Raw genomic sequence first — 23668 nt, forward strand, 5'->3', positions numbered from 1 at the left:
AAGGCTTCAAGCTGGACAACACCGGCAAGCGGGTGGTGGTCGATCCGGTGACCCGGATCGAGGGTCACATGCGGGTCGAGGTGAATCTGGACGAGAACAACGTGATCCGCAACGCGGTATCCACCGGCACCATGTGGCGCGGCCTCGAGGTGATTCTCAAGGGGCGCGATCCGCGCGACGCCTGGGCCTTCGTGGAGCGCATCTGCGGGGTGTGCACCGGCTGTCATGCGCTGACCTCGGTGCGCGCGGTGGAAGACGCCCTGGGCATCGAGATCCCCAAGAACGCGCATCTGATCCGCGAGATGATGGCCAAGACCCTGCAGGTGCACGACCACGCGGTGCATTTCTATCACCTGCATGCGCTCGACTGGGTGGACGTGGTCTCGGCGCTCAAGGCCGATCCGCGCCAGACCTCCGAGCTGCAGCAGACGGTGTCGCCGTCGCATCCGCTGGCCTCGCGCGGCTACTTCCGCGACATCCAGAACCGGCTCAAGAAGTTCGTCGAATCGGGCCAGCTCGGCCCGTTCATGAACGGCTACTGGGGCAACCCGGGCTACAAGCTGCCCCCGAGGCCAACCTGATGGCGGTCGCCCACTACCTGGAGGCGCTCGATCTGCAGAAGGAATGGGTGAAGGTGCACACCATCTTCGGTGGCAAGAACCCGCACCCCAACTACCTGGTCGGCGGCGTGCCCTGCGCCATCAACGTGGACACCACCGGCGCGGTGGGCGCGATCAACATGGAGCGGCTCAACTTCGTCAAGGCGCGCATCGAGGAGATGATCGAGTTCAACAACAACGTCTATGTGCCCGACGTGCTCGCCATCGGCACCATCTACAAGCAGGCCGGCTGGCTCTACGGTGGTGGCCTGTCGGCGCAGAACGTGGCGGACTACGGTACCTACGAGAAGGTGGCCTACGACCGCAGCACCCAGCAGTTGCCGGGCGGCGCGATCCTGAACGGCAACTGGGACGAAATCCACGAGATCGACCCGCGTGACCCCGAGCAGGTGCAGGAGTTCGTCAATCACTCCTGGTACAGCTACCCGGACGAGAACCAGGGCCTGCATCCGTGGGACGGCATCACCGAGCCCAACTACCAGCTCGGCCCCAACACCAAGGGCACGCGCACCCGCATCGAGGCCCTGGACGAGGGCGGCAAGTACTCCTGGATCAAGTCGCCGCGCTGGCGCGGGCATCCCATGGAAGTCGGCCCGCTGTCGCGCTACATCCTCGGCTACATGCATGCGTCCAAGGGCAACAAGTACTGCCAGCGGGTCAAGGAGCAGGTCGACTTCTCGGCGCGCATGATCAACCAGGACATCCCGCGCCTGCTCGGTCTGCCCGAGACCGGCTACTCGGTCAAGCAGCTGCTGCCGACCACCATCGGCCGCACCCTGGCCCGCGCGCTGGAGAGCCAGTACGCCGCCGAGATGATGATGGACGACTTCAACGAGCTAATCGCCAACATCAAGGCCGGCGACACCGCCACCGCCAACGTGGAGAAATGGGACCCGTCGAGCTGGCCGAAGGAGGCCAAGGGCGTGGGCACCGTCGCCGCGCCGCGCGGCATGCTCGGCCACTGGATCAAGATCAAGGACGGCAAGATCGAGAACTACCAGTGCGTGGTGCCGACCACCTGGAACGGCAGCCCGCGCGACGGCAAGGGGCAGATCGGTGCCTTCGAGGCCTCGCTGATGAACACTCCGGTCGAGCGTGCCGAAGAGCCGCTCGAGATCCTGCGTTCCCTGCATTCCTTCGATCCGTGCCTGGCCTGCTCCACGCACGTGATGAGTCCGGAAGGGCAGGAGATGGCCACGGTCAAGGTGCGTTGAGCCCACGGCTCGGGAGGTGAATCATGTCTCACAAAACCATGGCAGACGTCACGGGGGTGGACGACAACGCGGTGGCTCACGCCACCAGCATCAAGTCCATCTACGTGTATGAAGCGCCGGTGCGCATCTGGCACTGGATCAACGCCCTGGCGATCACGGTGCTGTGCGTCACCGGCTACTTCATCGGCTCCCCCTTGCCATCCGTGCCGGGGGAGGCCAGCGCCCACTTCCTGATGGGCTACATCCGCTTCACCCACTTCGCCGCCGGTTATGTGCTCGCGGTGGGGCTGATCGGACGGGCCTACTGGGCGCTGGTCGGCAACCACCATGCGCGCGAGCTGTTCAGCGTGCCCATCTTCACCCTGGCCTACTGGCGCGAGCTGCTCTCCATGCTCAAGTGGTACGGCTTCATGCGGCCCTATCCGAACCGCTACGTGGGGCACAATCCGCTGGCGCGCATCTCCATGGTGATCGGCTTCCTGCTCATGGCCGTGTTCATGGTGGTGACCGGTTTCGCGCTCTACGGCGAAGGCGCCCAGGAGGGGCACTGGAGCCACACGGTGTTCACCAGCTGGGTGCTGCCGCTGTTCGGCAACTCGCAGAACATCCACACCTGGCACCACCTGGGCATGTGGGTGATCGTCTGCTTTGTCATGCTGCATGTGTATGCCGCGATCCGGGAAGACATCATGGGGCGCCAGAGCATCATCAGCACCATGATCAGCGGCTTCCGGATGTTCAAGAACTGAGCCGTCCGGCCCGAGGGTGACAACACGCGAAGGCGGCGCCGGTGTCGGGCCGCCTTCGTCGCGTGCACCGATGACGGAGGCGTGACACGATGACGCTGCGCATCGGCGCGGACGAGCTCGATCCGCGCGATCTGACCCTGCTGCGCTCCACGGCGCGCCTGCATCCGGCTGCGTGGACCTGGGTCGAGTCCTTCGATACCGCCGATCTGTGGCTGGTGGATCCGAGTCAGGGCCTGGCCCGCACGCCGCTGGACCGGCTCGACGATGCCCGGGTGGTGTGCCTCGACTCCGGTCCCGAGGCGGCGGCCGCCGGCGTTCGCGTGCTGCTCAAGCCTCTCAAGGCAGCCCACCTGCTGCGGGTGCTCGACCAGATCAGTGCCGCGCAGTCGGCCCCCGAACCGGTCGCGGCCAGCGCCGCGCCGCCCGCGCAGGCGCCGCAGACGCCCCCCTGGGCGGGCCGACCGGTCCGTCTGCTCAAGTCGCCCAATCTGGCGCGCTACCCCGTGTCGGTGGAACTGCTCGGCTGGCTCGAACGCATGCAGTACGAGCCCGTCGACGTGGACGCCATCGAGCGCACCCTGCCGCTGGATCGGGACATGTTGCGCGATCTGCTCAACGACGCGGCCCGCCATGGTGCGCTGGTCGACGCCCAGGGCACCCCCGTCGCACCCATGGCCGCGCCATCGCGACGCCGCAAATGGTGGTGACGGGTGGATAGCGGCTTGCCGGACGGCGTCACCCGGTGTCAGGCTCCTGACCGCGCTGGGCCGGCGAGTTCCTATCAACTCATTGAAAATCAAGCTAAATGCGTCTTGGCACGATGCTTGTTTAAGACAAATGGCGAAGCGCGTGCCGCTTCGCCGGAAGCTGTGTCAAACCCTCCCTCGACTTGGCATACGATGACTGTGATGCAACGCGCGGACCCCGGTCCGCGCGGTTTCTTTCCCAATGGCACCCGCCCAGGCCCACGCAAGGGAGGCTCGGGCCGGACTCCCGTGCACCCGGGCCGCTTCCTCGAACTGCGCTTCATGCGCCCGGCCGGGCTGTCGCAGGACGCCCTGGCGCGCGCGCTCGGCATCTCCCGCCGCCGTGTCAACGAAATCGTCCGCGGCCGCCGCGCCCTGAGCGCCGACACCGCCATCCGCCTGGGGCTGTTCTTTCGCACCGATCCGCGTCTTTGGATGCTCATGCAGTCGGAATGGGACGTGCATCAGGCGTGGCGAGCGCTGTCCGGGGTGCATACGGCGGCCGCCAGATAGCTCGGAATTCGTCGGTTCTCCGTCCCTGCGCAGTTGCAAACGCAGCCGGATACGCCTGGTAACAATCATTTGCGAGGCGATGCTCCCCGGGCCGGCAGAGATTGTCTAGGGTGTGCCTATGCATTGCGCGCATCGTGTGTTCTGGTTGTCTTGCCTGATGATCGGCTTCCTGGTGCCGGGGGATGGGGCCGCCGCCACCGACACCACGACACCGCTCATTTGGGTCGAAGTCGACCTCGATCGCACGCCATCGCGCTATCAGGGCGAGCAAATGGATCACCCGGATATCTGCGTGACCCTGCCGGAAGTCAATAATCGCCAGAACAACGGCCTGCCGGCGGACAATGTGCGCAGCAATGGTCTGTCCGGCCCCGGGCGGTTGATGCGCCGGGATCGTACCGGCAAGGTATCGGTGCTCTACGATTGCGCCGGACAGATCTGCACCCCCACCGACCCGAGACTATCCCCGGACGGCACCAAGGTGGCCTTCACGATCTACCGTGGCACGCAATGGCAGCACGAGTGCGGCTCGGGGAATCTCACCCTGGCGGGCAAGGGGGCAGGGGCGAACATCGCCATTGTCGACCTCGTCACCGGCAAGACCTCGGAATGGCCCTTCGTGCCTGGTCGACATGACCTGACGCCGGTGATCATCAATCAAGGCGGCGCGCTCAAGGTGATGTTCTCGAGCGACCGCGCCCAAGAGTTCGAACCGGTCCTGCGTGGGGTGACGCCGCGCGGCGATCCGAATCTGCAAAACTACATTGCCGATCTGGATGGGAGCGACGTCCACCGCGTCGGTACGCACGACTTCGTCTCCTTCTACGGCGGCTTTCAGCTCCGCGACGGGCGCATCCTCGCCTCCTGTGCGCAGTGGCTGCACGATCTGGTCTTTCGCGGTGACGGGCAGGTCTACACCAATTATCCGAGCACGGTACAGAACATGTGGTGGACCTGTGCGGTCGATCCGTGGGGCGGCAGTCAGGAGTCCCCGTTCGGGGCTCACTACCAGGGCAAGGCGCTGCATTTCATCAACCAGCTCAGCGACGGGCGCATCCTCGTGGGCGAGTATTACCGGGGCAACTACCAGAACGGTTTCGGCAACATCTGGGCCTGGTCTCCGGCGCCGTTCACCGTGGAGGGGGTGCCGGTGTCCGAGGCGCGCAAACCGGTGAATGACGCCCTGTTGCCTCGGGACCTAGTGAATCTCACGCCGTGGGCCAGTTCAGAGGATCAGTATTCGCGGTGGGATGCAGCACATGCGGCGTGGCAGGGGCGGGTCCGGGATCCATTCGGCCTGCCCGGCGACGCGCTGGGGTTCGTATGGTGCCGGGGCGTGTGCAACAACCAGGGCGGCTGGCGCCCCGACGGCATGGACGCCCGGGTCGAATTCGGCCCGCATGCCAAGCGGCAGCCGCAACGCGTGCGCAGCCCGGTCGACGCGGCGGGCAATCCCGTCGGTCTGGAAATCGGGATCTACAAGTTGCCGGCGGACAAGCTACCGTCGAAGGACTACCGTCACGATCCGGTCATGATGGTCGACAAACCGGGCGTGGCGGAGTACGGCGCCATTTACGGCGGTCCTTACGTGGACGTCTATGGCCAGGCGATGCCGGATTCCGCGCCCCAGCCGCGCTCGGCGGATGGCGCCTGCTATCTGCAGATCGCCTCCCAGCGGTCGGAGACCACCAACTTCGACGTTCGTCATGGCCAATACCGCTGGGGACACGATGAGCGCTCCCCCGTGTTCGGCAAGGAGTTGCCAGGGGTGAGCGCTGCGGACGTGAAATACATCCGTATCGCCCGTCTCATTCCGAATGCCCACCGGCTGCCCGCCAGCCGTCAATGGACGTCGATGTGGGGCGTGCGGACCGAGATCCTCGGGGATGCGCCTGTGGCCGCCGATGGGTCGGTGCGCATCCGCGTGCCGTGCGAGGCGCCCTGGTTGCTGTCCGGCCTGAACGCCGATCATGAGGTCATCAAGCGGGACATGATGCCCCAGTCCTTGCGCGCCGGGACGACATTGACCTGCGGCGGTTGCCACAACCATGGAGACAAGGCACCGCAGCCGGTCTTCGCCCGATCGTTGGCGGCCAAGGGGCCGGCGGTGGACCTCAGCGGCCCGGGGCGGGCGCAGCCGGAGTACACCCGCGACATCGTCCCTATCCTCGAGCGCCGTTGCGTCGCCTGCCACAGTGGTCGGGCACCCGCCGGGGGGATCGATTTCAACGATCGGGACGATCGTGACGGCATGAGCACCTGGCGCATGCTGCTGATGGATTACCCACAGGTTTCCAATCCGAGACCCGTTCGGGTCAGCCCGGAATATCGCGGAAAACGCCAGTATTATCTGGATCGGCCCCAGGCGTCGTGGCTGATCAATGGCGACTATGCCGCTGGTTCAGGGCTGTACTGGTATTTCCGCAACCGTCGAACCGACTATCGCAGCAACGCGGCCTCGGATGCCGACTACGACTATGACGAGGCCCACCCCCACGTGGAGGCCACGCCCGCCGAGATCGCCACCGTTCGAGATTGGATCGATACGGGTGCCTATCGGGATCCGCGCGCCGCCACGACGGCGCCCCGGGGGGCACAACGGCGCGTCCCCACGTCTGCCCCGACGTTGATGCCGGTTGCCGCCGACATCAAGTCTTCGCCGCCATCCACGGAGGTGGCGTCGGATCCGCCCCTGGCACATCAGCCGCCGGGCTTCGTCTCCTTCGACCTCCGGCCCACGAAGGTCGGTCGCGGGCAAAACCCGTGGATGTACTTTCAAGGCACGTGGCACATTCGTGACGAGCGCTGGTTCGACCCTCATGGCGTGGACTTTCAGGTCGCCTACGCACGCCGCCAACACCTGCCGCCGCATCCGCGCCTGCTGGTGACCCTGCATCCCTCGGCCATGGGCAACGGCTATGTCGGTCAGGCCTTCGCGCCGCCGGCCTTCGCGGATTTCGAGTTGCGCAATCAGGACGCCCAGATCCACTCGCCCAAGGCAGATCGGTGGACGGAATGGTGGACCTACAGCAGGGATGGCGTCGGGTACCCGGGCCGGCGTCTGGCCGGGTCCATTGAGGCGTTGGTGGCCCGTTATCCGCAGATCGACGTCCGTGACAAGGGGTTCATCCTGGCTGGCAGTTCCATGGGCGGCGGCGGTGCGGTCGTGCAGAGCATGATCCTGCCTGCACCGTGGCGCAGCCGGATCGCCTATGTGACTGCGGCAATCGGCGGCGTGATGCCTCGCCTCAAGCCCGACAACTACCGCCATCTGTGGCCGCCCGATTCGGGGGCGACGCGGCACCTGTGGGACGCCATCGATTTCTCCATCCAGGCCCGGAGCGATCCGATCGTCCGCAACCTGCATTATCGCCACCGCTTCTCGAGCAATGATCCGTTCTTCACCAAAGACGGGGTGAACGAGCAGATGCCCTTCGTGAACATCTGCGAAGCCGAACGCATCAGTTGCGAGGCGACCTGGGTCCAGGCGGGCCACGCCCCCTATGAGCGCGGTGTGAAAATGCCGTCCATCACCGACTTCGAGGTGCCGGAGCAGGATGTCACGCTCGATCGGGCGTTTCCAGCGATCACCCACAGCACCGGAAACTTTCCCCTGACCGCGGCGGAACGCCTGGATACGACGCGCTACCCCCGTGGCCACTACAACCTGGGCATCGTCTGGAACCATGCGCAGATCGTCGATGACGCCGAGCAGATCGTGTTTCCCCTGCGCTATGTGCGGCATACGGGCTTCGGCGGCGGCATCCCGGATCAGCCGGAGAGCGTCACGGTCAGCGTGACCCCCCGGCGTGCCCGGCATTTCCGCTTCCATGAAGGGGAAATCCTGCACTGGAGTTGGGATGACGGCGCGATGTCGGGAACCGCGGTCGTCAAGGAGGGCACCGTCACCGTCGATCGGATTCCGCTGACTGCCGGTGCCCCCTACAAGCGTTTGCGAATCTTTCGGTCGAAATGAGCTCTTGAAAGTGGAAATCAACTTTCCACTTTGCGGTCGATGTTGTCGGAAAGTGGGCGGCGGCGGCTCTGCTCTTTTGCGCAAGCTGATGTAATTCCAGCATTTTTTCTCGCGCGCCGGTATGGCATGAAGCCTGCTCTGTAACGCCATGTGTGACATGGTGGAAAGGGAGCGGATAGTGACCGGCGACTCCATTCTCGTCCTCGGGATCGGCAACCTGTTGTGGGCCGACGAGGGCTTCGGTGTGCGGTGTGTCGAGGCCTTGCAGGCCGGCTGGCGGTTGCCCGAGCAGGTGACCGTGCTCGATGGCGGCACCCAGGGGCTCTACCTGCTGCCCTACGTGAGCGTGGCGCGGCATCTGATCGTGTTCGATGCCATCGACTACGGCCTCGCGCCCGGCACCTTGCGGGTGATCGAGGGCGACGACGTGCCGCGTTTCATGGGGGCGAAGAAGATGAGCCTGCATCAGACCGGCTTCCAGGAAGTGCTTTCCTCCGCGATGCTCCTGGGCGCCTTGCCCGAGTCCCTGTGCCTGATCGGCGTGCAGCCGCGTGAGTTGGAAGACTATGGCGGCAGCTTGCGACCCGAGGTGCGCGCCCGCGTGCCCGAGGCCATCGATCTGGCGCTGGCGCGTCTGCGCGCCTGGGGCGTGGAGGCGGCGCCGGTCGCGGGGGCGGACGCAGCGTCGCCGCTGGCGCTCGATGCGTACGAGGCGGGTCGGCCCGATGCGGCCGCGGCCTGCCGCACCGGCGACGCGCGTTTCCTTGCCCGCATGGCGGCGGGGCATCCGACGACCGATGCGGAGCGCTGAGCATGTGCATCGGCGAACCCATGCAAGTGATTGACCGCGAGCCGGCCGGCGCCCGTTGCCGGGACCGTTTCGGTGATGTCCACCTCATCGACCTGATGCTGGTCGGTGAACCGCCGGCCGGCGCCTGGTTGCTGGTGTTTCTGAATGTGGCGCGGGAGGTGATCGATGCCGCGCGCGCCGCCGCGATGGCCGACGCCCTGGCGGCAGTCGATGCCGTCATGCGCGGCGATGTTCCCGATGTCGAGGCGGCGTTTGCCGATCTGATCGACCGCGAACCCCAATTGCCCGATTTCCTCAACGGAGCCTGATGATGGAAGAGATATTGAGTCCGGATGCGACCCGTTTCGCGGCCCTGCTCGAGCGCCTGGCGCATGCGCACGGTATCGAGACCCTCGATCCGACCACGGTGGAGCCCTTTGGCGACGCGCCGGGCGACAGCCTGACCCTGCTGGTGGACGATGTCGCCCGCACGCCTGAAGTGTGGGACGTGGCGGTGGTGTTGCCCGAGGCGCTCAAGGCGGTGCATCGGCCGTTGCGTGCCGGCATCGCCGATGCCGAGGCCAGCCGCGCGTTGTCCGAGCGCTACGGGGTGCGGCGCTTCCCGGCCATGCTGTTCCGTCGCGATGGCGCGTATGTGGGCGCGGTGGAAGGCATGCTCGACTGGGGTTATCTGGTCGCCGCCATCGAGCGCCAGTTGGCCGCGCCGGCGAGCCGTCCGCCGAGCATCGGCATTGCGGTCCGCGGCCCGTCCGCGGGCGGTTGTCACTGAGGGAGCGACCATGTCCATGAAATCTTTCCCCCTCCCGGTCGTGGCCCTCGGTCCGGGGTCGCAGGAAGAAGACGAGGCACTCGAATACATCGCCGCGCCCGGCGAGATGACCACGTTCCAGACGCCCATGTTTCCCGACAGCGCAGACGCGCAGGCGCGCTCTGCCGCGCTCGGCGTGCTCGAGGATCTGCTCGGGCGCATGCAGCAGATGCGTTTCGGCCGCAATGTCGAGGTGGACCTGAGCGGGCTCGAGGCGCCGGCGCGCAAGCTGGTCAACGAGGCCCTGGGCGAAGGCGAGGTCAGCGCCACCGTGGCCGGCGAGCGGCCGGTCCGAGTTCAGGAGACGGTGTTTGCCGGGCTGTGGCGGGTGGTTTCCGAAGGTGCCGGCGACAGCGACCGGATCGATCGGGTCGAGGCCGGGCCGATGCCGTCGCTGGTGCTCAGCGCCGGGCGCGACGAGGCGCTGAAACACATTCCGGCGCCGGCCCCGGGTGAGGGCGTCATCAACGCGCCGGCGGTGCTCACCGAGCTGAACGAAGCGGTCGGCGCCCGCCGGCCCGGGGCGCCGGCGCACATCATCAACCTCACCCTGCTGCCCATGAGCCCGGAGGACCTGGACTATCTGGGCGCCAGCCTCGGGGTCGGCCCGGTGGTGATCCTCTCGCGCGGCTACGGCAACTGCCGCATCACCCGCACGCGCCTTCGCGACACCTGGTGGGTGCAGTACTTCAACAGCACCGACAAGCTCATCCTCAACACCATCGAGGTGACCGACCTGCCCGACGTGGCGCCGGCGGCCCGCGAGGACGTGGAGGACAGCATCGAGCGGCTGGCCGAGTGGATCGACGCCCTGCGCCAGGACTGAGGCCGGCCGATTCGACCCATCGAGGAGACACGCCATGTTCGAAGGCAGCTACCTGGGAGACAACGCACGGATCGCCGACGAGGCCCGCCTCGAGTGCGGCATCTGCTGGCAGGTCTACGACCCCGCCGAGGGCGATCCGGTGTGGCAGATTCCGCCCGGCACGCCGTTCTCCGCGCTGCCGGCGCACTGGAGTTGCCCGAATTGCGACGCGCCGCGGGAAAAATTCATGGTGATCGAGTCCTGAGCATGGGCACGCCGGCCACCGTCTTCGCGGACGATCCGTCCGCCCCGGTGCAGGCTGCGTTCGCGCGCATCGGCCGCGAGCGCATGCGCGAGGTGCCGCTGTGCCATGCCGGCCTGAGCGTCGAGACGGTCGGTTTCACGCACTGGGACGGGCTGTGGGTGGGGGTGTTGATCACCCCCTGGGCGATGAACCTGATGGTGTTGCCCGGCGGCAGCGCGGCGTTCGCGCCGGTGCGGGTCGGGCACACGGTCGAGTGGGCGTTTCCCTCCGGTGCCTACGCCTTCATGGGGCACCAGGAGGACGGCCTGGGTGAATATCACTATTGCCCGCTGTTTTCGCCCATGGAGGCGTTCGAGGATCAGGCGGCGGCGCGTGCGGTGGCCGAGGAGGTGATGCAGTCCCTGTTCGCCGCCCCGGTGGCGCCGGCAACCGCACCCGGCGGAATGGATCGGCGGGCCTTCTTCCGTCGTGCCCTGGGCCGCGGGGCGCCGGCATGACCCCGGCCCCCCTGCAACTGATCGCCCGCTGTGCGGCGGGGCGGATCACCGGTGTGAGCGCACGCAATGGTCGGCCGTTTGCGGCGGCCCTGTTGTGCGGGCACGCGCCCGAACGGGCGGCCGACATGGCCGGTGCGCTGTTTTCGCTGTGTGGCGTGGCGCAGCGGCAGGCGGTGCTGGCCGCCTGCGCGGCCGCGCGTGGGACGGCCCGGCCGGTCGACGCGGCCGCCGGGCGGGCGGTGCTGCTCGAATCGGCGCAGTGGGATCTGTGGCGTCTGCTGCTGGACTGGCCGGCGTGGGCCGGCCTGCCTCCCGAACGGGCGCGTTTCACGGCCCTGCACCGGGCCCTGGGACAGGCCGCCGACGCCCGTTCGGCAGCCGCCTGTGGTCAAATGGTGCTGGATTTCGTCGCCGAGGCCTTGCCCGGTGCCGACGATGGCGCGGGATCGTCGTCCGTCCGTTGCGAGGCCGGTGGCGGCCTCGTCGGGCGAATCCTCGCGGCCTTGCCGAGCGACGCATCCAACGCGGCAGCGGATGCCCCCGTGGCCGGATTGCCCCCCCTGTCGGCGGCCGGGTTCGTTGCCGCGCTGCCCCATGACTGGCCCGACGCCGCGTTCTGCCGCAGCCCGCATCTGTCGGGGCGGGTGTACGAGACCGGCGCCCTGGCCCGGCATGCCGGCCATCCGTTCGTCGCCGGCCGGCTGGCCCGCGGCGAGCGGATCGCGGCGCGGCTGGCGGCCCGCGTCGTGGCGCTGGCGGCGTGTGGACGGCGCTTGCGTGACGGGGTGTCCGAGGCCGATGACGGGGTGCCGATCGACGCTACCCCCTTGCCGGATGGCGGCGGATTGGCCAAAGTGGAGACCGCACGGGGTGTACTGCTGCATGCAGTGCGTCTGGACGGTGCCCGGGTGGCGGACTACGCCATCGTGGCGCCCACGGAATGGAATTTTCGCCCCCTGGGTGCGTTCGAACACGAGGCGGCCGCTTGCGTCGGCCTCGCCCCCGACGCGGCCCGCCGGCGCCTCGAGGCGCTGGCCCTGGCGCTCGATCCCTGTGTGTCGTTCGATGTGCGTGTCCACACGGACGAGGAGGTGATTCATGCATGAAATGTCGCTGGCCGAAGGCATTCGCGGCATTGTCGAGGACTCGGCCCGTGAACAGGGCTTCACCCGGGTCAATGCCGTCGTGCTCGAAGTCGGCGCGCTGTCGTCGGTCGAGGTCGAAGCGCTGCGTTTCTGTTTCGACGTGGTGATGCGCGGCACGCTCGCCGAGGGCGCGCGGCTCGACATCGAACCGGTGCCCGGGCGTGGATGGTGCCTGCCCTGCGGTCAGACGGTGGACATCGCTGCCCTGTACGATCCCTGCCCGGTGTGCGGCAGCTATCAGGTGCAGGCCACCGGTGGCACGGAAATGCGCGTGATCGCGCTGGATGTGGATGGGGCGCCGGAGCATGCGCCCCAGCAAGTGGAGTAGAGCAATGTGTACAGTCTGTGGATGCGGTGCCGGCGAGGTGAGCATCGGGCGCGCAACGCCGCGCAAGGCGCCGAGCGCGGCGCCGACCACCGGGTTCAAGCCGGCCCCGGTCGCCGTGCCGGCGAGCCATGAACATCACCATGAACATGATCATGACCACGCACACGGGCATGCGCAGCCGGCCGCGAACGCGGGGGCGCTGCACTTCGGCGAAGGCCCGGCCCGCGCCCATGCGCCGGGTTTGTCGCAGGGGGAGATGGTGCGCATCGAGCGCGACATCCTCGGCAAGAACGACGCCCTGGCCGGCGACAACCGCCACTGGCTGACCGAACGCGGCGTGCTCGCGCTCAACCTGGTCTCCAGCCCCGGCTCGGGCAAGACCACCCTGCTGTGCCGGACCATCGAGGCGCTGCGCCACCGGGTGCCGGTGGCGGTGATCGAGGGCGACCAGCAGACCGACTTCGACGCCGATCGCATCCGCGCCACCGGCGCGCCCGCCCTGCAGATCAACACCGGCAAGGGCTGTCACCTGGACGCCGCGATGGTGGCGCAGGCGCTGCCGCGTCTCGAGGTGGTCGACGACAGCCTGTTGCTGATCGAGAACGTGGGCAACCTGGTGTGCCCGGCCGCCTTCGATCTGGGCGAGGCCCACAAGGTGGCCATCCTGTCGGTGACCGAAGGCGAGGACAAGCCGCTCAAGTATCCGGACATGTTCGCGGCGGCCGACGTGATGCTCCTCAACAAGGTCGATCTGCTGCCCTACCTGAGCTTCGACGCGGACCGCGCCGTCGACTACGCGCTGCGGGTCAATCCGGCGCTGACGGTGTTCCGCGTCTCGGCCACCACCGGCGAGGGTTTCGACGCCTGGCTGGCGTGGATCGAGGCCGGCCTCGCGGCGCAGCGGCAGATGCGCCGGGCCGAGGTGGGTGCGCTCAAGGCGCGGGTCGCCGACCTGGAGCGCCAGTTGCGCCAGGCGCAGGAGGGTTGACGTTTTGGATGCTCCGGCCAATCGCTCCGTGCGCATGCTCGAACGCCGACGCGTCCGCGTGAGCGGGGTGGTGCAGGGGGTCGGCTTCCGCCCCTTCGTGTACCGCCTCGCGCAGGAACTCGATCTGGCGGGCTGGGTGCGCAACGATGCGCACGGCGTCGAGATGGAGGTGCAGGGCCTGCCCGGCAACATCTCGGCGCTGCTGGTGCGCATGGTCAAGGAGGCACCGCGACTGGCGCGGGTGGACCAGGTGGACACCTCGGGGCGCGCCCCCGACCTGGAGGATCGCGGCTTCACCATCCGGCCCAGTCGCGGCGGCGCCGTCACCACCGCCATCGGCGTGGACACGGCAGTGTGTCCGGACTGCCTGGCCGAGCTCTTCGATCCGACGGACCGGCGCTGGCGCTACCCGTTCATCAACTGCACCCAGTGCGGCCCGCGCTACACCATCACCCATTCGCTGCCCTACGATCGCGCCAACACCAGCATGGCGCGCTTCGTCCAGTGCGAAGCCTGCCAGGACGAATACGACGCGCCCACCCACCGGCGCTTCCATGCCGAACCCAACGCCTGTCCGGTGTGCGGGCCGGCGCTGAGCTACTACCGCATCGACGGGGTGCGCGTGGCCACCCGCGATCCGGTGGCCGACGCGCTGCTCGCGATCCTGTCGGGCCAGGTCGTGGCGATCAAGGGGCTGGGCGGCTTCAATCTGGTGTGCGATGCGCGCAACCCGGAGGCGGTCGAGCGACTGCGCGCGCGCAAGGCGCGCGGCGGCAAACCCTTCGCCGTGATGGTGCTCAACGGTGCCTCGGCGCGGCGCTATGCCAGGCTCGATGCCGACGAGGCGGCCCTGCTCGACGGCCCGGAACGCCCCATCGTGCTGCTGGAAAAGCGCCCCGAGGCCGACCTGGACCTGTGGGGCGTGGCGCCCGAACTGGACCGGATCGGCCTGATGCTGCCGAACACGCCGCTGCACTACCTGCTGTTCCATGACGAAGCCGGGCGTCCGGACGGGCGCGGCTGGCTCGACGCCGAGCAGCCCCTGGCCCTGGTCGTCACCTCGGCCAACCCGGGCGGTGAGCCGCTGGTCATCGACAATGAAGCGGCGATGCGCCGCCTCCAGGGACTGGCGGATTTCGTCCTCACCCATGATCGCGACATCCTGGTGCGCGCCGACGACAGCGTGATGCGCGTCGTCGACCGGGCGCCGATGAGTATCCGCCGCGGCCGCGGCTACACCCCGCAGGCGATCCGCATCGGCCGCAAGGGCCCGCCGGTGCTGGCGACCGGCGGCTATCTCAAGAACGCGATCTGCCTGACCCGGGGCGACGAGGCCTTTCTCTCCCAGCATGTGGGGGATCTGGACAACGCGGCCAGCTGCGTCGCCATGGACGAGGCCATCGCCCACCTGAGCAAGGTGCTCGCCTGTACGCCCGAGTGGATCGCCTGCGACCGCCATCCGGACTTTCATGCCACGCGCGTGGCCCATGCCCTGGCGCAGGAACGCGGGCTGCCCCTCGTCGAGGTGCAGCATCACCACGCCCACATCGCGGCGGTGCTGGCCGAGCATGGCCTGACCGAACCGGCGCTCGGCCTCGCCCTCGACGGCGTCGGCCTCGGCGACGACGGCACGGCCTGGGGCGGCGAACTGCTGCACGTGGATGGTGCCCGCTGCGAGCGCCTCGGCCACCTGCGCCCGCTGCGCCTGCCCGGGGGCGATCGCGCCGCCCGTGAGCCCTGGCGCATGGCGGCCTCGGCGCTGTTCGCGCTGGGCCAGGCGGATCGCATCGCCGAGCGTTTCGGTCACCTGAAGGGCGCCGACCGGCTCGCCGGCATGCTCGAACGCGGCACCCGCTGCCCGCCGACCTCGAGCATGGGGCGCTGGTTCGACGCCGCCGCCGGCCTGCTCGGCGTCTGCGAGGTGATGCAGTACGAAGGCGAGGCCGCCATGCGGCTCGAAGCCCTGGCCGCCGGCTACGGCCCGGTACTGCCGCGCTATGGCAGCTGGTCCGTCGATCAGGACCGGGTGCTCGATCTGGGCGGCCTGCTCGCCGGCCTGGTGGACGAGACCGTGCCGGCGCGTGGGGCCGCCGTGTTCCACACCACCCTGATCGCCGCGCTCGAGCAGTGGGTGGCCGACGCGGCGCGGGCCACCGGCGTGCGCACCGTCGCGCTCGGCGGCGGCTGTTTTCTCAACGCCCTGGTGACCGAGGGGCTCACCCGCCGCCTCGGCACTCGCGGCCTCACGGTGCTGCGCGCCGGCCGGGCGCCCACCCACGACGGCGGCCTCGCGCTGGGGCAGGCCTGGGTGGCCATTGCCCACGCCATGGAGTGATGAACGATGTGTCTGGCGATTCCCGCCCGCGTGGTGGAACTGATGGACGAGGACATGGCCCGGGTGGACCTGGGCGGCGTGCGCAAGGAGATCTCCCTGGCGCTGGTCGATGAGGTCGCGCTCGGCGATTACGTGATCGTGCACGTGGGCTACGCGCTGTCGAAGCTCGATCCCGACGAGGCCGAGAAGACCCTGGCGCTGTTTGCCGAGTCGGGTCTCGACCTGCAGGCCATCGCCGAGGGCAGCGCATGAAGTACGTGGACGAATTCCGCGACGGCGAAGTGGCGGCCACGCTGGCCGAGGCCATCGCCCGCGAGGCCGACACCGGCCGCCGCTATGCCTTCATGGAGTTCTGCGGCGGCCATACCCACGCCATCTCCCGCTACGGCGTCACCGACCTGCTGCCGGCCAACGTGCGCATGATCCACGGCCCGGGCTGTCCGGTGTGCGTGCTGCCCATCGGCCGCATCGACATGGCCATCCGCCTGGTGCTGGAGCGCCCGGAGGTGATCCTGTGCACCTATGGCGACTGCCTGCGGGTGCCGGCCTCCGACCGGCTCTCCCTGCTCAAGGCCAAGGCCCGCGGCGGCGACGTGCGCATGGTGTATTCGGCGGCCGACGCGCTCGCCCTGGCGCGCAAACACCCCGAGCGCGAGGTGGTGTTCTTCGCCATCGGCTTCGAGACCACCACGCCGCCCACGGCGCTGGTCATCAAGCAGGCGCAGCTCATGGGGCTCGCCAACTTCAGCGTCATCTGCAACCACGTGCTCACCCCCTCGGCGATCATGACCATCCTCGAATCGCCCGAGGTGCGCGAGCTGGGCACGGTGCCGCTGGACGGCTTCGTCGGCCCGGCGCACGTGTCCACCATCATCGGCAGCCGGCCCTACGCCTTCTTCGCCGAGGAGTACCGCAAGCCGGTGGTGATCGCCGGCTTCGAGCCGCTCGACGTGATGCAGGCGATCCGCATGCTCATCCGCCAGGTGAACGAGGGCCGCGCCGAGGTGGAGAACGAATTCACCCGCGCCGTGAGCGAGGAAGGCAACCTCAAGGCCCAGGCGCTGGTGAGCGAGGTGTTCGAGCTGCGCCGCAGCTTCGAGTGGCGGGGCTTGCGCGAAGTGCCTTATTCGGCGCTGCGCATCCGTGCCGCCTTCGCCGCGCAGGACGCCGAGCGCAAGTTCGACCTGGCCTTCACCCCGGTGCCCGACAACAAGGCCTGCGAATGCGGCGCCATCCTGCGCGGGGTCAAGAAGCCCACCGACTGCAAGATCTTCGGCACCGTGTGCACCCCGGAAAATCCCATGGGCTCGTGCATGGTGTCCTCCGAAGGGGCTTGCGCCGCGCACTACAACTACGGGCGCTTCCGCGACGTGCCCGTGGTCGCCGCCTGAGGCCGCCGGTCGTCATGCCCGCGGTCAAGGATGCCGCTCCTGCTGCCGTTAGTGCTGGGTGCACTACGACTCAAAGGCAGGAGACAAGCATGGGATTTTTCAGTCGATCCAGACAGGACAAGGCGCAGGCGGGCGCGGGCGTCGCCACCCTCAGCACCAGCTCGCGCGCCCTGGCCGGCGCGCTCGCCGGGCTGCGCATGCGGGCGACCTTCGTCGTGGGCTACGTGTCTCCGCACATCGATATCGACCAGGTCGCCGCGCAGATCCGGTCGCGCTTTCCGGACGCGGCCATGGCCCTGTGCTCGACCGCCGGCGAGCTGTGCGGCGAGAGCGGCGGCCTCTACTGCGGCACCGAAGGCAGCTGGGACCGCATCGTGCTGCAATGCTTCGATGCCTCCATCGTTGCCCGTGCCCAGGTGGTCAGCACCCCGCTGGAGTGTGACGACCTGCGCCGGGGCGAGGTGGCGATGCCGCTCAAGGCGCGCATCGAGCGCCTGGCGGGGCACATCGAGGGGCTCCGCACCGACATCGACATCGATCATCGCGACACCCTGGCCTATGTGCTGTTCGACGGCCTGTCCGCCTCCGAGTCCTTCTTCATGGAGGCGCTGTACGAGACCGGGCGCTTCCCCTGCCTGTTCGTCGGCGGTTCGGCCGGCGGCAAGCTCGATTTTCGCAACACCTACATCCACGACGGCGCGCGGCGGCTCGAGAACCATGCCCTGATCGCCTTCGTGAAGCTCGCGCCGGGGGTGCGTTTCGGCGTGCTCAAAAGCCAGAACTTCGCGCCCGCGGGTGAGCAGTTCAGCGTGCTGTCGGCCTCGGTCGAGCAGCGCTTCGTGAGCCAGGTGGTCGACAGCCGTGGGCAGATCCGCTCGCTCGTCGATGCCCTGTGCGAGGTGCTCGGCTGCGCGCCGGACGCGCTCGAAGCGCAGCTGGCCGAGTACTCCTTCGCGATCAAGGTGGGCAAGGAGCTGTTCGTGCGCTCGGTGTCGCAGATCGACCTGGACAACGGCCGTGTGCATTTCTACTGCGACCTGGCGCCGGGCGACGAGCTGCACCTGGTGCGCCGCACGAGCCTGGTGAGCACCACCGAGCAGGACATGCAGCGCTTCATGCAGGGCAAGCCGGGCAAACCGGTGGCCGGCATCCTCAACGACTGCATCCTGCGCCGCCTCTACAACGACCGCGAACTGGCGGGCATGGGGCGGGTGCTCGACGGCGTGCCGGTGGCCGGCTTCTCCACCTTCGGCGAGATCCTCGGCCTCAACCTCAACCAGACCCTGACCGCGGTCTTCTTCTTTCGGGTGGCGGCGGGGCAGCGTTTCCATGACGAGTACGTGGACAACTTCGTCGCCCACTACGGCGAGTTCAAGGCCTTCTTCCTGCGCCGCCAGGTGGCCAAGCTCAGCGGGCTGTCCAACGTGGTGGTGAGCCAGATCGAGGATTTCAAGCGCCAGCAGTTCGAGACCACGCTCGACCTGACCGGCCTGGACGATGCCATGGCACGGGTGTTTCAGGGCATGAACGACCTGGGCAGCGAACTGGCCAGCGCCCACGCCCTGCGCGAAGCCACGGCGGGCAAGCTGTCCGAGTGCGCCAACGACCTGTACGGGTCGATCGCCGAGCTGGGCGAGCATATCGGCGAGCAGGAATCCAGCGTGCAGCAGGCGTCCGGCTCTCTCGACCGGCTCACCGGGCGCGCCACCGAGGTGGCCAGCAGCGCGCGTCACCTGGCCGAAGCGAGCGGACGCATCCAGAGCGTGGTGGAGGCCATCCAGCAGATCGCCGACCAGACCAACCTGCTCGCCCTCAACGCCGCCATCGAGGCGGCGCGCGCGGGCGAGGCGGGGCGCGGCTTCTCGGTGGTGGCCGACGAAGTGCGCAAGCTGGCGGAGAAATCCCGCAACAGCGCCGACGACATCGGCCGCGACATCTCCCATCTGGCCGGCGAGATCGGCACCGTCGCCGAAGACATCGAGGCCCAGTCCTCCGGCGTGGAGGAGCTGTCGTCGCTGCTCGAAGCGATCAAGGCCTCGAGCGACCAGACCCACGGCACCGCGGAGCACACGCGCCGCGTCGCCGACACCCTGAAGGACCTGACCCGAACGGAGTATTCGTCGCACTGATCCGGCAGGGCGGCGCCGGCCGCCCGGGGGACGTGCGAGTTGCCAGAGAAGGACCATGCAAGCCAACTACACCCGTCCCCTCGACCTCAAGCGTGGTCGTGTCGACCTCTCCCACGGTGCCGGCGGCCGCGTCTCGGCCCAGCTGGTGCGCGAGCTGTTCGCGCGGCATTTTGCCAACCCGGCGCTCGATGCCGGCGACGACGGCGCGGTGCTGCCGGCGCCCGGCCCCGGCGAGCGCCTGGTGATGGCCACCGATGCCCATGTGGTCTCGCCGCTGTTCTTCCCCGGCGGCGACATCGGCTGCCTGTCGGTGCATGGCACCATCAACGACGTGGCGGTGATGGGCGCGCGACCGCTGTATCTGTCCGCCAGCTTCATCCTCGAGGAAGGCTATCCGCTCGCCGATCTGGCGCGCATCGTCGAATCGATGGCGCGCGCGGCCCGCGAGGCCGGCGTGCCGGTCGTGACCGGCGACACCAAGGTAGTGGAGCAGGGCAAGGGCGACGGGGTGTTCATCTCCACCACCGGGCTCGGCGCGCTGCCGGCCGGCCGCACGCTCTCGGGCAACCAGGCGCGGCCGGGCGATGCGATCCTGGTCTCGGGCACGATGGGCGATCATGGCATGGCGATCATGGCGCAGCGCGAATCCCTGGCCTTCGATTCCGAGATCGTCTCCGACACCGCCGCGCTGCACGGCCTGATCGCGCAGCTGCTCGAGGCTGCGCCCTCGGTGCGGGTGCTGCGCGACCCGACCCGCGGCGGCCTGGCCACCACGCTCAACGAGATCGCCAGCCAGTCCGGCGTCGGCATGGTGCTGGAGGAAAAGGCCATTCCGGTGCGCGAGCAGGTCGATGCCGCCTGTGAGCTGCTCGGGCTCGATCCGCTGTATGTGGCCAACGAGGGCAAGCTGGTCGTCGTGGTGCCGGCCGAACACGCCGAGGCCGCGCTGGCGGCCCTGCGCGCTCATCCGCTCGGATCCGACGCCGCGCGCATCGGCGAGATTGTCGAGGACGCCAACGCCTTCGTGCAGATCCGCACCGGCTTCGGCGGCAAACGCATGGTGGACTGGCTCTCGGGCGAACAACTGCCGAGGATCTGCTGATGATCCATTGCCACGACCAATGGCGGGTTGAAACCCGCCAATGCCGATTCGAGGCCTGAGCCCATGCGCATCCTCCTGCTCACTCACAGTTTCAACAGTCTCACCCAGCGTCTCTACGCCGAACTGCGCGAGGACGGGCATGAGCTGTCCGTGGAATTCGACATCAACGATGCGGTGGCCGAGGAGGCGGTGGCCCTGTTCGCGCCCGATCTCGTGCTCGCGCCCTTCCTCAAGCGCGCGGTGCCCGAGGCGATCTGGCGCGCGCATCCGACCCTGATCGTGCATCCGGGCATCGTCGGCGATCGCGGCCCGTCGGCGCTGGACTGGGCGATCATGGGCGGCGCGACCGAATGGGGCGTGACCGTGCTGCAGGCCGAGGCGCAGATGGATGCCGGACCGATCTGGGCGACGCGCGCCTTCGCCCTGCGCGAGGCGACCAAGGCGAGCCTGTATCGCAGCGAAGTGACCGACGCGGCCCTCGCCGCGGTGCGCGAGGCGATCGGCCGCCTGGCCGACTGGCGCGCCGGCACATGGCGGCCCACCGCGCTGGCCGACTGGCCAGAGGCGCGCGGCCAGTGGCGCGAGCTCATGCGCCAGGCCGACCGGCGCATCGACTGGGCGGCCGACGACACCGCCACGGTGCTGCGCAAGATCCGCGCGGCCGACGGCTTTCCGGGCGTGGCCGATGCGCTCTTCGGCGCCCCCTGCCATCTGTTCGACGCCCGCCCCGCGCCGGGGCTCGGCGGTGCGCCGGGCGAACTCATCGGCCGCTGCGACGGGGCGGTGCTGCGCGCGACCGTCGACGGTGCGGTGTGGATCGGCCATGTGAAACGCGCCGACAGCGACCCGCCCTTCAAGCTGCCGGCCACGGTGGCCTTCGAGGCCGAGGCGGCCACGCTGCCGGCCATCGAGGCGGACGCTGACATCGGCTACCGCGAATCCGACGACGGCCAGGTGGGCTTTCTGCGCTTCGACTTCTACAACGGCGCCATGAGCACCGATCAATGCCGGCGCCTGCAGGCGGCCATCGAGACCGCCGGCCGGCGGCCCACGCGGGTGCTGGTGCTCGAGGGCGGGGCGGATTTCTGGTCCAACGGCATCCACCTCAACCGCATTGAGGCGGCCGCCTCGCCGGCGGACGCATCCTGGGCCAACATCAACGCCATGGACGACGTGTGCCTGGCGCTGTTGAGCCTGACGGACAAGCTCACCGTGGCCGCGTTGCGCGGCAACGCCGGCGCCGGCGGCTGCTTCCTGGCGCTCGCGGCCGACCGGGTGTGGGCGCGCGAGGGCGTGGTGCTCAATCCGCACTACAAGAACATGGGCAACCTGTTCGGCTCGGAATACTGGACCTATCTGCTGCCGCGCCGGGTGGGCGAGGCGCGGGCGCAGGCGATCATGGCCGACCGTCTGCCGCTGCTGGCGCGGGCGGCGCAGCGCATCGGGCTGATCGACGCCTGCTTCGGCGATACGGCTGACGCCTTCGTCGCCGGGGTGTCCCGTCGTGCCGGCGCCCTCGCGTCCGATGCGGACTTTGCCGCCCGGCTGGCGGACAAGCGCACGGCGCGCGAGCGCGACGAGGCGCAGCGGCCCCTGGCGGCCTATCGCGAGGACGAACTGGCGCACATGCAACGCAACTTCTTCGGCTTCGATCCGAGCTATCACGTGGCCCGCTATCACTTCGTGGCCAAGACGCCGCAGTCATGGACGCCGCGTCATCTGGCACGCCACCGCGACATTGGCTGGCGCGTGCCGGAGCCGGCCGGGGAGGCGCGCTGATGGTCGCCGAGATGCCCGCCGTGCTGGTCATCGACGACGAAGTGCGTTCGCTCGAAGCCCTGACCCGGACCCTCGACGAGGACTTCGTGGTGTTCACCGCCGCCTCTGCCGAAGAGGCCCGGACCGTGCTCGAACGCGAATGGATCCGCATCGTCCTGTGCGACCAGCGCATGCCCGGCATGTCCGGCGTGCAGTTCCTCACCGAGGTGCGCGACAAGTGGCCCGACGCGGTGCGCATCATCATCTCCGGCTACACCGACTCGGAAGACATCATCGCCGGCATCAACGAGGCCGGCATCTACCAGTACCTGCTCAAACCCTGGCAGCCCGAACAGCTCTTGCTCACCCTGCGCGGGGCCGCCGAGCTGTACCGCCTGCAGGCGGACAACCAGCGCCTGTCGGTGGACCTCAAGGTGGCCGAGCCGGTGATGCGCCAGCGGGTGGCCGACAAGCGCGCGGCGGTGCGCCGCAGCTTCGCCACCGAGGCGCTGCTGCGCGCGCCCGACTCGCCCATGAACGCGGTGTGCGACCTGCTCGAGAAGGTGGCGCGGGTGGACGTGCCGGTGCTGCTCACCGGGGAGTCCGGCACCGGCAAGGAACTGCTGGCGCGAGCCCTGCATCTGGCCAGCGCGCGCGCCGCGGAGCCCTTCGTGACCGAGAACTGCGGCGCGGTGCCCGACCAGCTGCTCGAGTCGGAGCTGTTCGGCTACAAGCGCGGCGCCTTCACCGGCGCCTACGAGGACCGCGTGGGCCTGTTCAAGCAGGCCGACGGCGGCTCGATCTTCCTCGACGAGATCGGCGAGACCTCGCCGGCCTTCCAGGTCAAGCTGCTGCGCGTGCTGCAGGAGGGCGAGGTGCGCCCCATCGGTGCGCCGCGGCCGATCCCCGTCGATGCCCGGGTGGTCGCCGCCACCAACCGCGATCTCGAGGCCGAGGTGCGCGAGGGGCGCTTCCGCGAGGACCTGTTCTACCGCATCGCCGCCATCACCGTGACGGTGCCGCCGCTGCGCGAGCGGGTCATGGACATTCCGCTGCTGGCGCAGGCCTTCGCCGACGGCATCTTCGATTCGATCGGCGCGCCGCGTCAGGAGCTGGATCGGGAAACCGTCGCCTGCATGACCGCCTATCGCTGGCCCGGTAACGTGCGCGAACTGCGCAACGAGGTGCTGCGCATGGTGGCGCTGGCCGACGGCGGGCCGGTGCGTGCGGCGGATCTGTCACCGCGCGTGCTGCGCGCCGGCGAGGCGGACGACGAGCCCGAACTGGCCCTGCTCGCCGGTCTCGACGGCGATCTCAAGAGCCGCCTCGAGGCGCTCGAGGCCCGCATCGTGCGCGAGAGCCTGATCCGCCATCGCTGGAACAAGACCCGCGCCGCCAAGGAACTGGGCCTGTCGCGCGTGGGCCTGCGCAACAAGCTGTCGCGCTATGGACTCGAACAGGCGTGAATGCGTCGGTGCGCCCGGCCGG

General features: G+C 68.8%; 20 protein-coding genes and 1 pseudogene. All 21 read left to right on the forward strand.

Going from position 1 to position 23668, the window contains the following annotated elements:
- The first annotated feature begins 131 nt into the window (after positions 1 to 131).
- Positions 132 to 1834, forward strand: a pseudogene (locus G3580_RS03905) (nickel-dependent hydrogenase large subunit).
- 23 nt (positions 1835 to 1857) lie between these two features.
- Positions 1858 to 2583, forward strand: coding sequence for a Ni/Fe-hydrogenase, b-type cytochrome subunit (gene cybH, locus G3580_RS03910; protein ID WP_173764022.1), 726 nt, complete (start codon positions 1858 to 1860; stop codon positions 2581 to 2583).
- Positions 2584 to 2672: 89 nt separating this feature from the next.
- Positions 2673 to 3290, forward strand: coding sequence for a hypothetical protein (locus tag G3580_RS03915; protein WP_173764023.1), 618 nt, complete (start codon positions 2673 to 2675; stop codon positions 3288 to 3290).
- A gap of 288 nt (positions 3291 to 3578) precedes the next feature.
- Positions 3579 to 3842 carry a HigA family addiction module antitoxin gene (locus G3580_RS03920; RefSeq protein ID WP_267313326.1) on the forward strand — a complete coding sequence of 88 codons (264 nt, stop codon included), beginning with the start codon at positions 3579 to 3581 and terminating at the stop codon, positions 3840 to 3842.
- A gap of 157 nt (positions 3843 to 3999) precedes the next feature.
- Positions 4000 to 7818 carry an HzsA-related protein gene (locus G3580_RS03925; protein WP_173764025.1) on the forward strand — a complete coding sequence of 1273 codons (3819 nt, stop codon included), beginning with the start codon at positions 4000 to 4002 and terminating at the stop codon, positions 7816 to 7818.
- Positions 7819 to 7996: 178 nt separating this feature from the next.
- Entirely contained in the window at positions 7997 to 8629 is a 633-nt protein-coding gene (locus G3580_RS03930) for a HyaD/HybD family hydrogenase maturation endopeptidase (protein ID WP_228720763.1), read from the forward strand.
- A gap of 2 nt (positions 8630 to 8631) precedes the next feature.
- Positions 8632 to 8937 (forward strand): HypC/HybG/HupF family hydrogenase formation chaperone, encoded by a 306-nt coding sequence (gene hypC / locus G3580_RS03935; protein ID WP_173764026.1) that lies wholly within the window; start codon positions 8632 to 8634, stop codon positions 8935 to 8937.
- Positions 8938 to 8939: 2 nt separating this feature from the next.
- The gene (locus G3580_RS03940; RefSeq protein WP_173764027.1) at positions 8940 to 9398 is read left to right on the forward strand and encodes a thioredoxin domain-containing protein; all 459 of its coding nucleotides are present in this window, start codon (positions 8940 to 8942) and stop codon (positions 9396 to 9398) included.
- A gap of 16 nt (positions 9399 to 9414) precedes the next feature.
- Positions 9415 to 10263: a hydrogenase expression/formation protein gene (locus G3580_RS03945; RefSeq protein ID WP_173764028.1), complete on the forward strand. Its 849-nt coding sequence runs from the start codon at positions 9415 to 9417 to the stop codon at positions 10261 to 10263.
- 34 nt (positions 10264 to 10297) lie between these two features.
- A complete protein-coding gene (locus G3580_RS03950) occupies positions 10298 to 10507 on the forward strand; it encodes a rubredoxin (RefSeq protein WP_173764029.1) in 210 nt (69 codons plus the stop codon).
- Between the two features lie 2 nt (positions 10508 to 10509).
- On the forward strand, positions 10510 to 11004 hold the full coding sequence (gene hybE / locus G3580_RS03955) for a [NiFe]-hydrogenase assembly chaperone HybE (RefSeq protein WP_173764030.1): 495 nt from the start codon (positions 10510 to 10512) through the stop codon (positions 11002 to 11004).
- Positions 11001 to 12110, forward strand: coding sequence for a nickel-dependent hydrogenase large subunit (locus G3580_RS03960; protein WP_173764031.1), 1110 nt, complete (start codon positions 11001 to 11003; stop codon positions 12108 to 12110). The genes hybE and G3580_RS03960 overlap by 4 nt, the downstream gene beginning before the upstream one ends.
- Positions 12103 to 12477, forward strand: coding sequence for a hydrogenase maturation nickel metallochaperone HypA (hypA, locus tag G3580_RS03965; protein ID WP_173764032.1), 375 nt, complete (start codon positions 12103 to 12105; stop codon positions 12475 to 12477). Before G3580_RS03960 ends, hypA begins: the two co-directional genes overlap by 8 nt.
- A gap of 4 nt (positions 12478 to 12481) precedes the next feature.
- The gene (gene hypB / locus G3580_RS03970) at positions 12482 to 13465 is read left to right on the forward strand and encodes a hydrogenase nickel incorporation protein HypB (RefSeq protein WP_173764033.1); all 984 of its coding nucleotides are present in this window, start codon (positions 12482 to 12484) and stop codon (positions 13463 to 13465) included.
- Positions 13466 to 13499: 34 nt separating this feature from the next.
- Entirely contained in the window at positions 13500 to 15800 is a 2301-nt protein-coding gene (gene hypF / locus G3580_RS03975) for a carbamoyltransferase HypF (RefSeq protein ID WP_173764034.1), read from the forward strand.
- A gap of 6 nt (positions 15801 to 15806) precedes the next feature.
- Positions 15807 to 16052, forward strand: coding sequence for a HypC/HybG/HupF family hydrogenase formation chaperone (locus G3580_RS03980; RefSeq protein WP_173764035.1), 246 nt, complete (start codon positions 15807 to 15809; stop codon positions 16050 to 16052).
- Complete coding sequence (gene hypD, locus G3580_RS03985; protein ID WP_173764036.1) at positions 16049 to 17191, forward strand: hydrogenase formation protein HypD; 1143 nt, start codon at positions 16049 to 16051, stop codon at positions 17189 to 17191. The genes G3580_RS03980 and hypD overlap by 4 nt, the downstream gene beginning before the upstream one ends.
- Positions 17192 to 17280: 89 nt before the next feature.
- Complete coding sequence (locus tag G3580_RS20350; protein ID WP_173764037.1) at positions 17281 to 19320, forward strand: methyl-accepting chemotaxis protein; 2040 nt, start codon at positions 17281 to 17283, stop codon at positions 19318 to 19320.
- Positions 19321 to 19375: 55 nt separating this feature from the next.
- Positions 19376 to 20422, forward strand: a complete 1047-nt coding sequence (gene hypE, locus G3580_RS03995) for a hydrogenase expression/formation protein HypE (RefSeq protein ID WP_173764038.1) — start codon at positions 19376 to 19378, stop codon at positions 20420 to 20422.
- Between the two features lie 63 nt (positions 20423 to 20485).
- Positions 20486 to 22201 (forward strand): hydrogenase maturation protein, encoded by a 1716-nt coding sequence (locus G3580_RS04000; protein WP_173764039.1) that lies wholly within the window; start codon positions 20486 to 20488, stop codon positions 22199 to 22201.
- Complete coding sequence (locus tag G3580_RS04005) at positions 22201 to 23646, forward strand: sigma-54-dependent transcriptional regulator (RefSeq protein WP_173764040.1); 1446 nt, start codon at positions 22201 to 22203, stop codon at positions 23644 to 23646. Before G3580_RS04000 ends, G3580_RS04005 begins: the two co-directional genes overlap by 1 nt.
- The last annotated feature ends 22 nt before the right edge of the window (positions 23647 to 23668 follow it).

Origin of the sequence: Nitrogeniibacter mangrovi (assembly GCF_010983895.1) — a bacterium.
Taxonomy (GTDB): Bacteria; Pseudomonadota; Gammaproteobacteria; order Burkholderiales; family Rhodocyclaceae; genus Nitrogeniibacter; species Nitrogeniibacter mangrovi.

Coding starts and splice junctions, on each gene's coding strand:
- cybH (WP_173764022.1), top strand. CDS start 1,858: ATGTCTCACAAAACCATGGCAGACGTCACGGGGGTGGACGACAACGCG.
- G3580_RS03915 (WP_173764023.1), top strand. CDS start 2,673: ATGACGCTGCGCATCGGCGCGGACGAGCTCGATCCGCGCGATCTGACC.
- G3580_RS03925 (WP_173764025.1), top strand. CDS start 4,000: ATGATCGGCTTCCTGGTGCCGGGGGATGGGGCCGCCGCCACCGACACC.
- hypC (WP_173764026.1), top strand. CDS start 8,632: ATGTGCATCGGCGAACCCATGCAAGTGATTGACCGCGAGCCGGCCGGC.
- G3580_RS03940 (WP_173764027.1), top strand. CDS start 8,940: ATGGAAGAGATATTGAGTCCGGATGCGACCCGTTTCGCGGCCCTGCTC.
- G3580_RS03945 (WP_173764028.1), top strand. CDS start 9,415: ATGAAATCTTTCCCCCTCCCGGTCGTGGCCCTCGGTCCGGGGTCGCAG.
- G3580_RS03950 (WP_173764029.1), top strand. CDS start 10,298: ATGTTCGAAGGCAGCTACCTGGGAGACAACGCACGGATCGCCGACGAG.
- hybE (WP_173764030.1), top strand. CDS start 10,510: ATGGGCACGCCGGCCACCGTCTTCGCGGACGATCCGTCCGCCCCGGTG.
- G3580_RS03960 (WP_173764031.1), top strand. CDS start 11,001: ATGACCCCGGCCCCCCTGCAACTGATCGCCCGCTGTGCGGCGGGGCGG.
- hypA (WP_173764032.1), top strand. CDS start 12,103: ATGCATGAAATGTCGCTGGCCGAAGGCATTCGCGGCATTGTCGAGGAC.
- hypB (WP_173764033.1), top strand. CDS start 12,482: ATGTGTACAGTCTGTGGATGCGGTGCCGGCGAGGTGAGCATCGGGCGC.
- hypF (WP_173764034.1), top strand. CDS start 13,500: ATGCTCGAACGCCGACGCGTCCGCGTGAGCGGGGTGGTGCAGGGGGTC.
- G3580_RS03980 (WP_173764035.1), top strand. CDS start 15,807: ATGTGTCTGGCGATTCCCGCCCGCGTGGTGGAACTGATGGACGAGGAC.
- hypD (WP_173764036.1), top strand. CDS start 16,049: ATGAAGTACGTGGACGAATTCCGCGACGGCGAAGTGGCGGCCACGCTG.
- G3580_RS20350 (WP_173764037.1), top strand. CDS start 17,281: ATGGGATTTTTCAGTCGATCCAGACAGGACAAGGCGCAGGCGGGCGCG.
- hypE (WP_173764038.1), top strand. CDS start 19,376: ATGCAAGCCAACTACACCCGTCCCCTCGACCTCAAGCGTGGTCGTGTC.
- G3580_RS04000 (WP_173764039.1), top strand. CDS start 20,486: ATGCGCATCCTCCTGCTCACTCACAGTTTCAACAGTCTCACCCAGCGT.
- G3580_RS04005 (WP_173764040.1), top strand. CDS start 22,201: ATGGTCGCCGAGATGCCCGCCGTGCTGGTCATCGACGACGAAGTGCGT.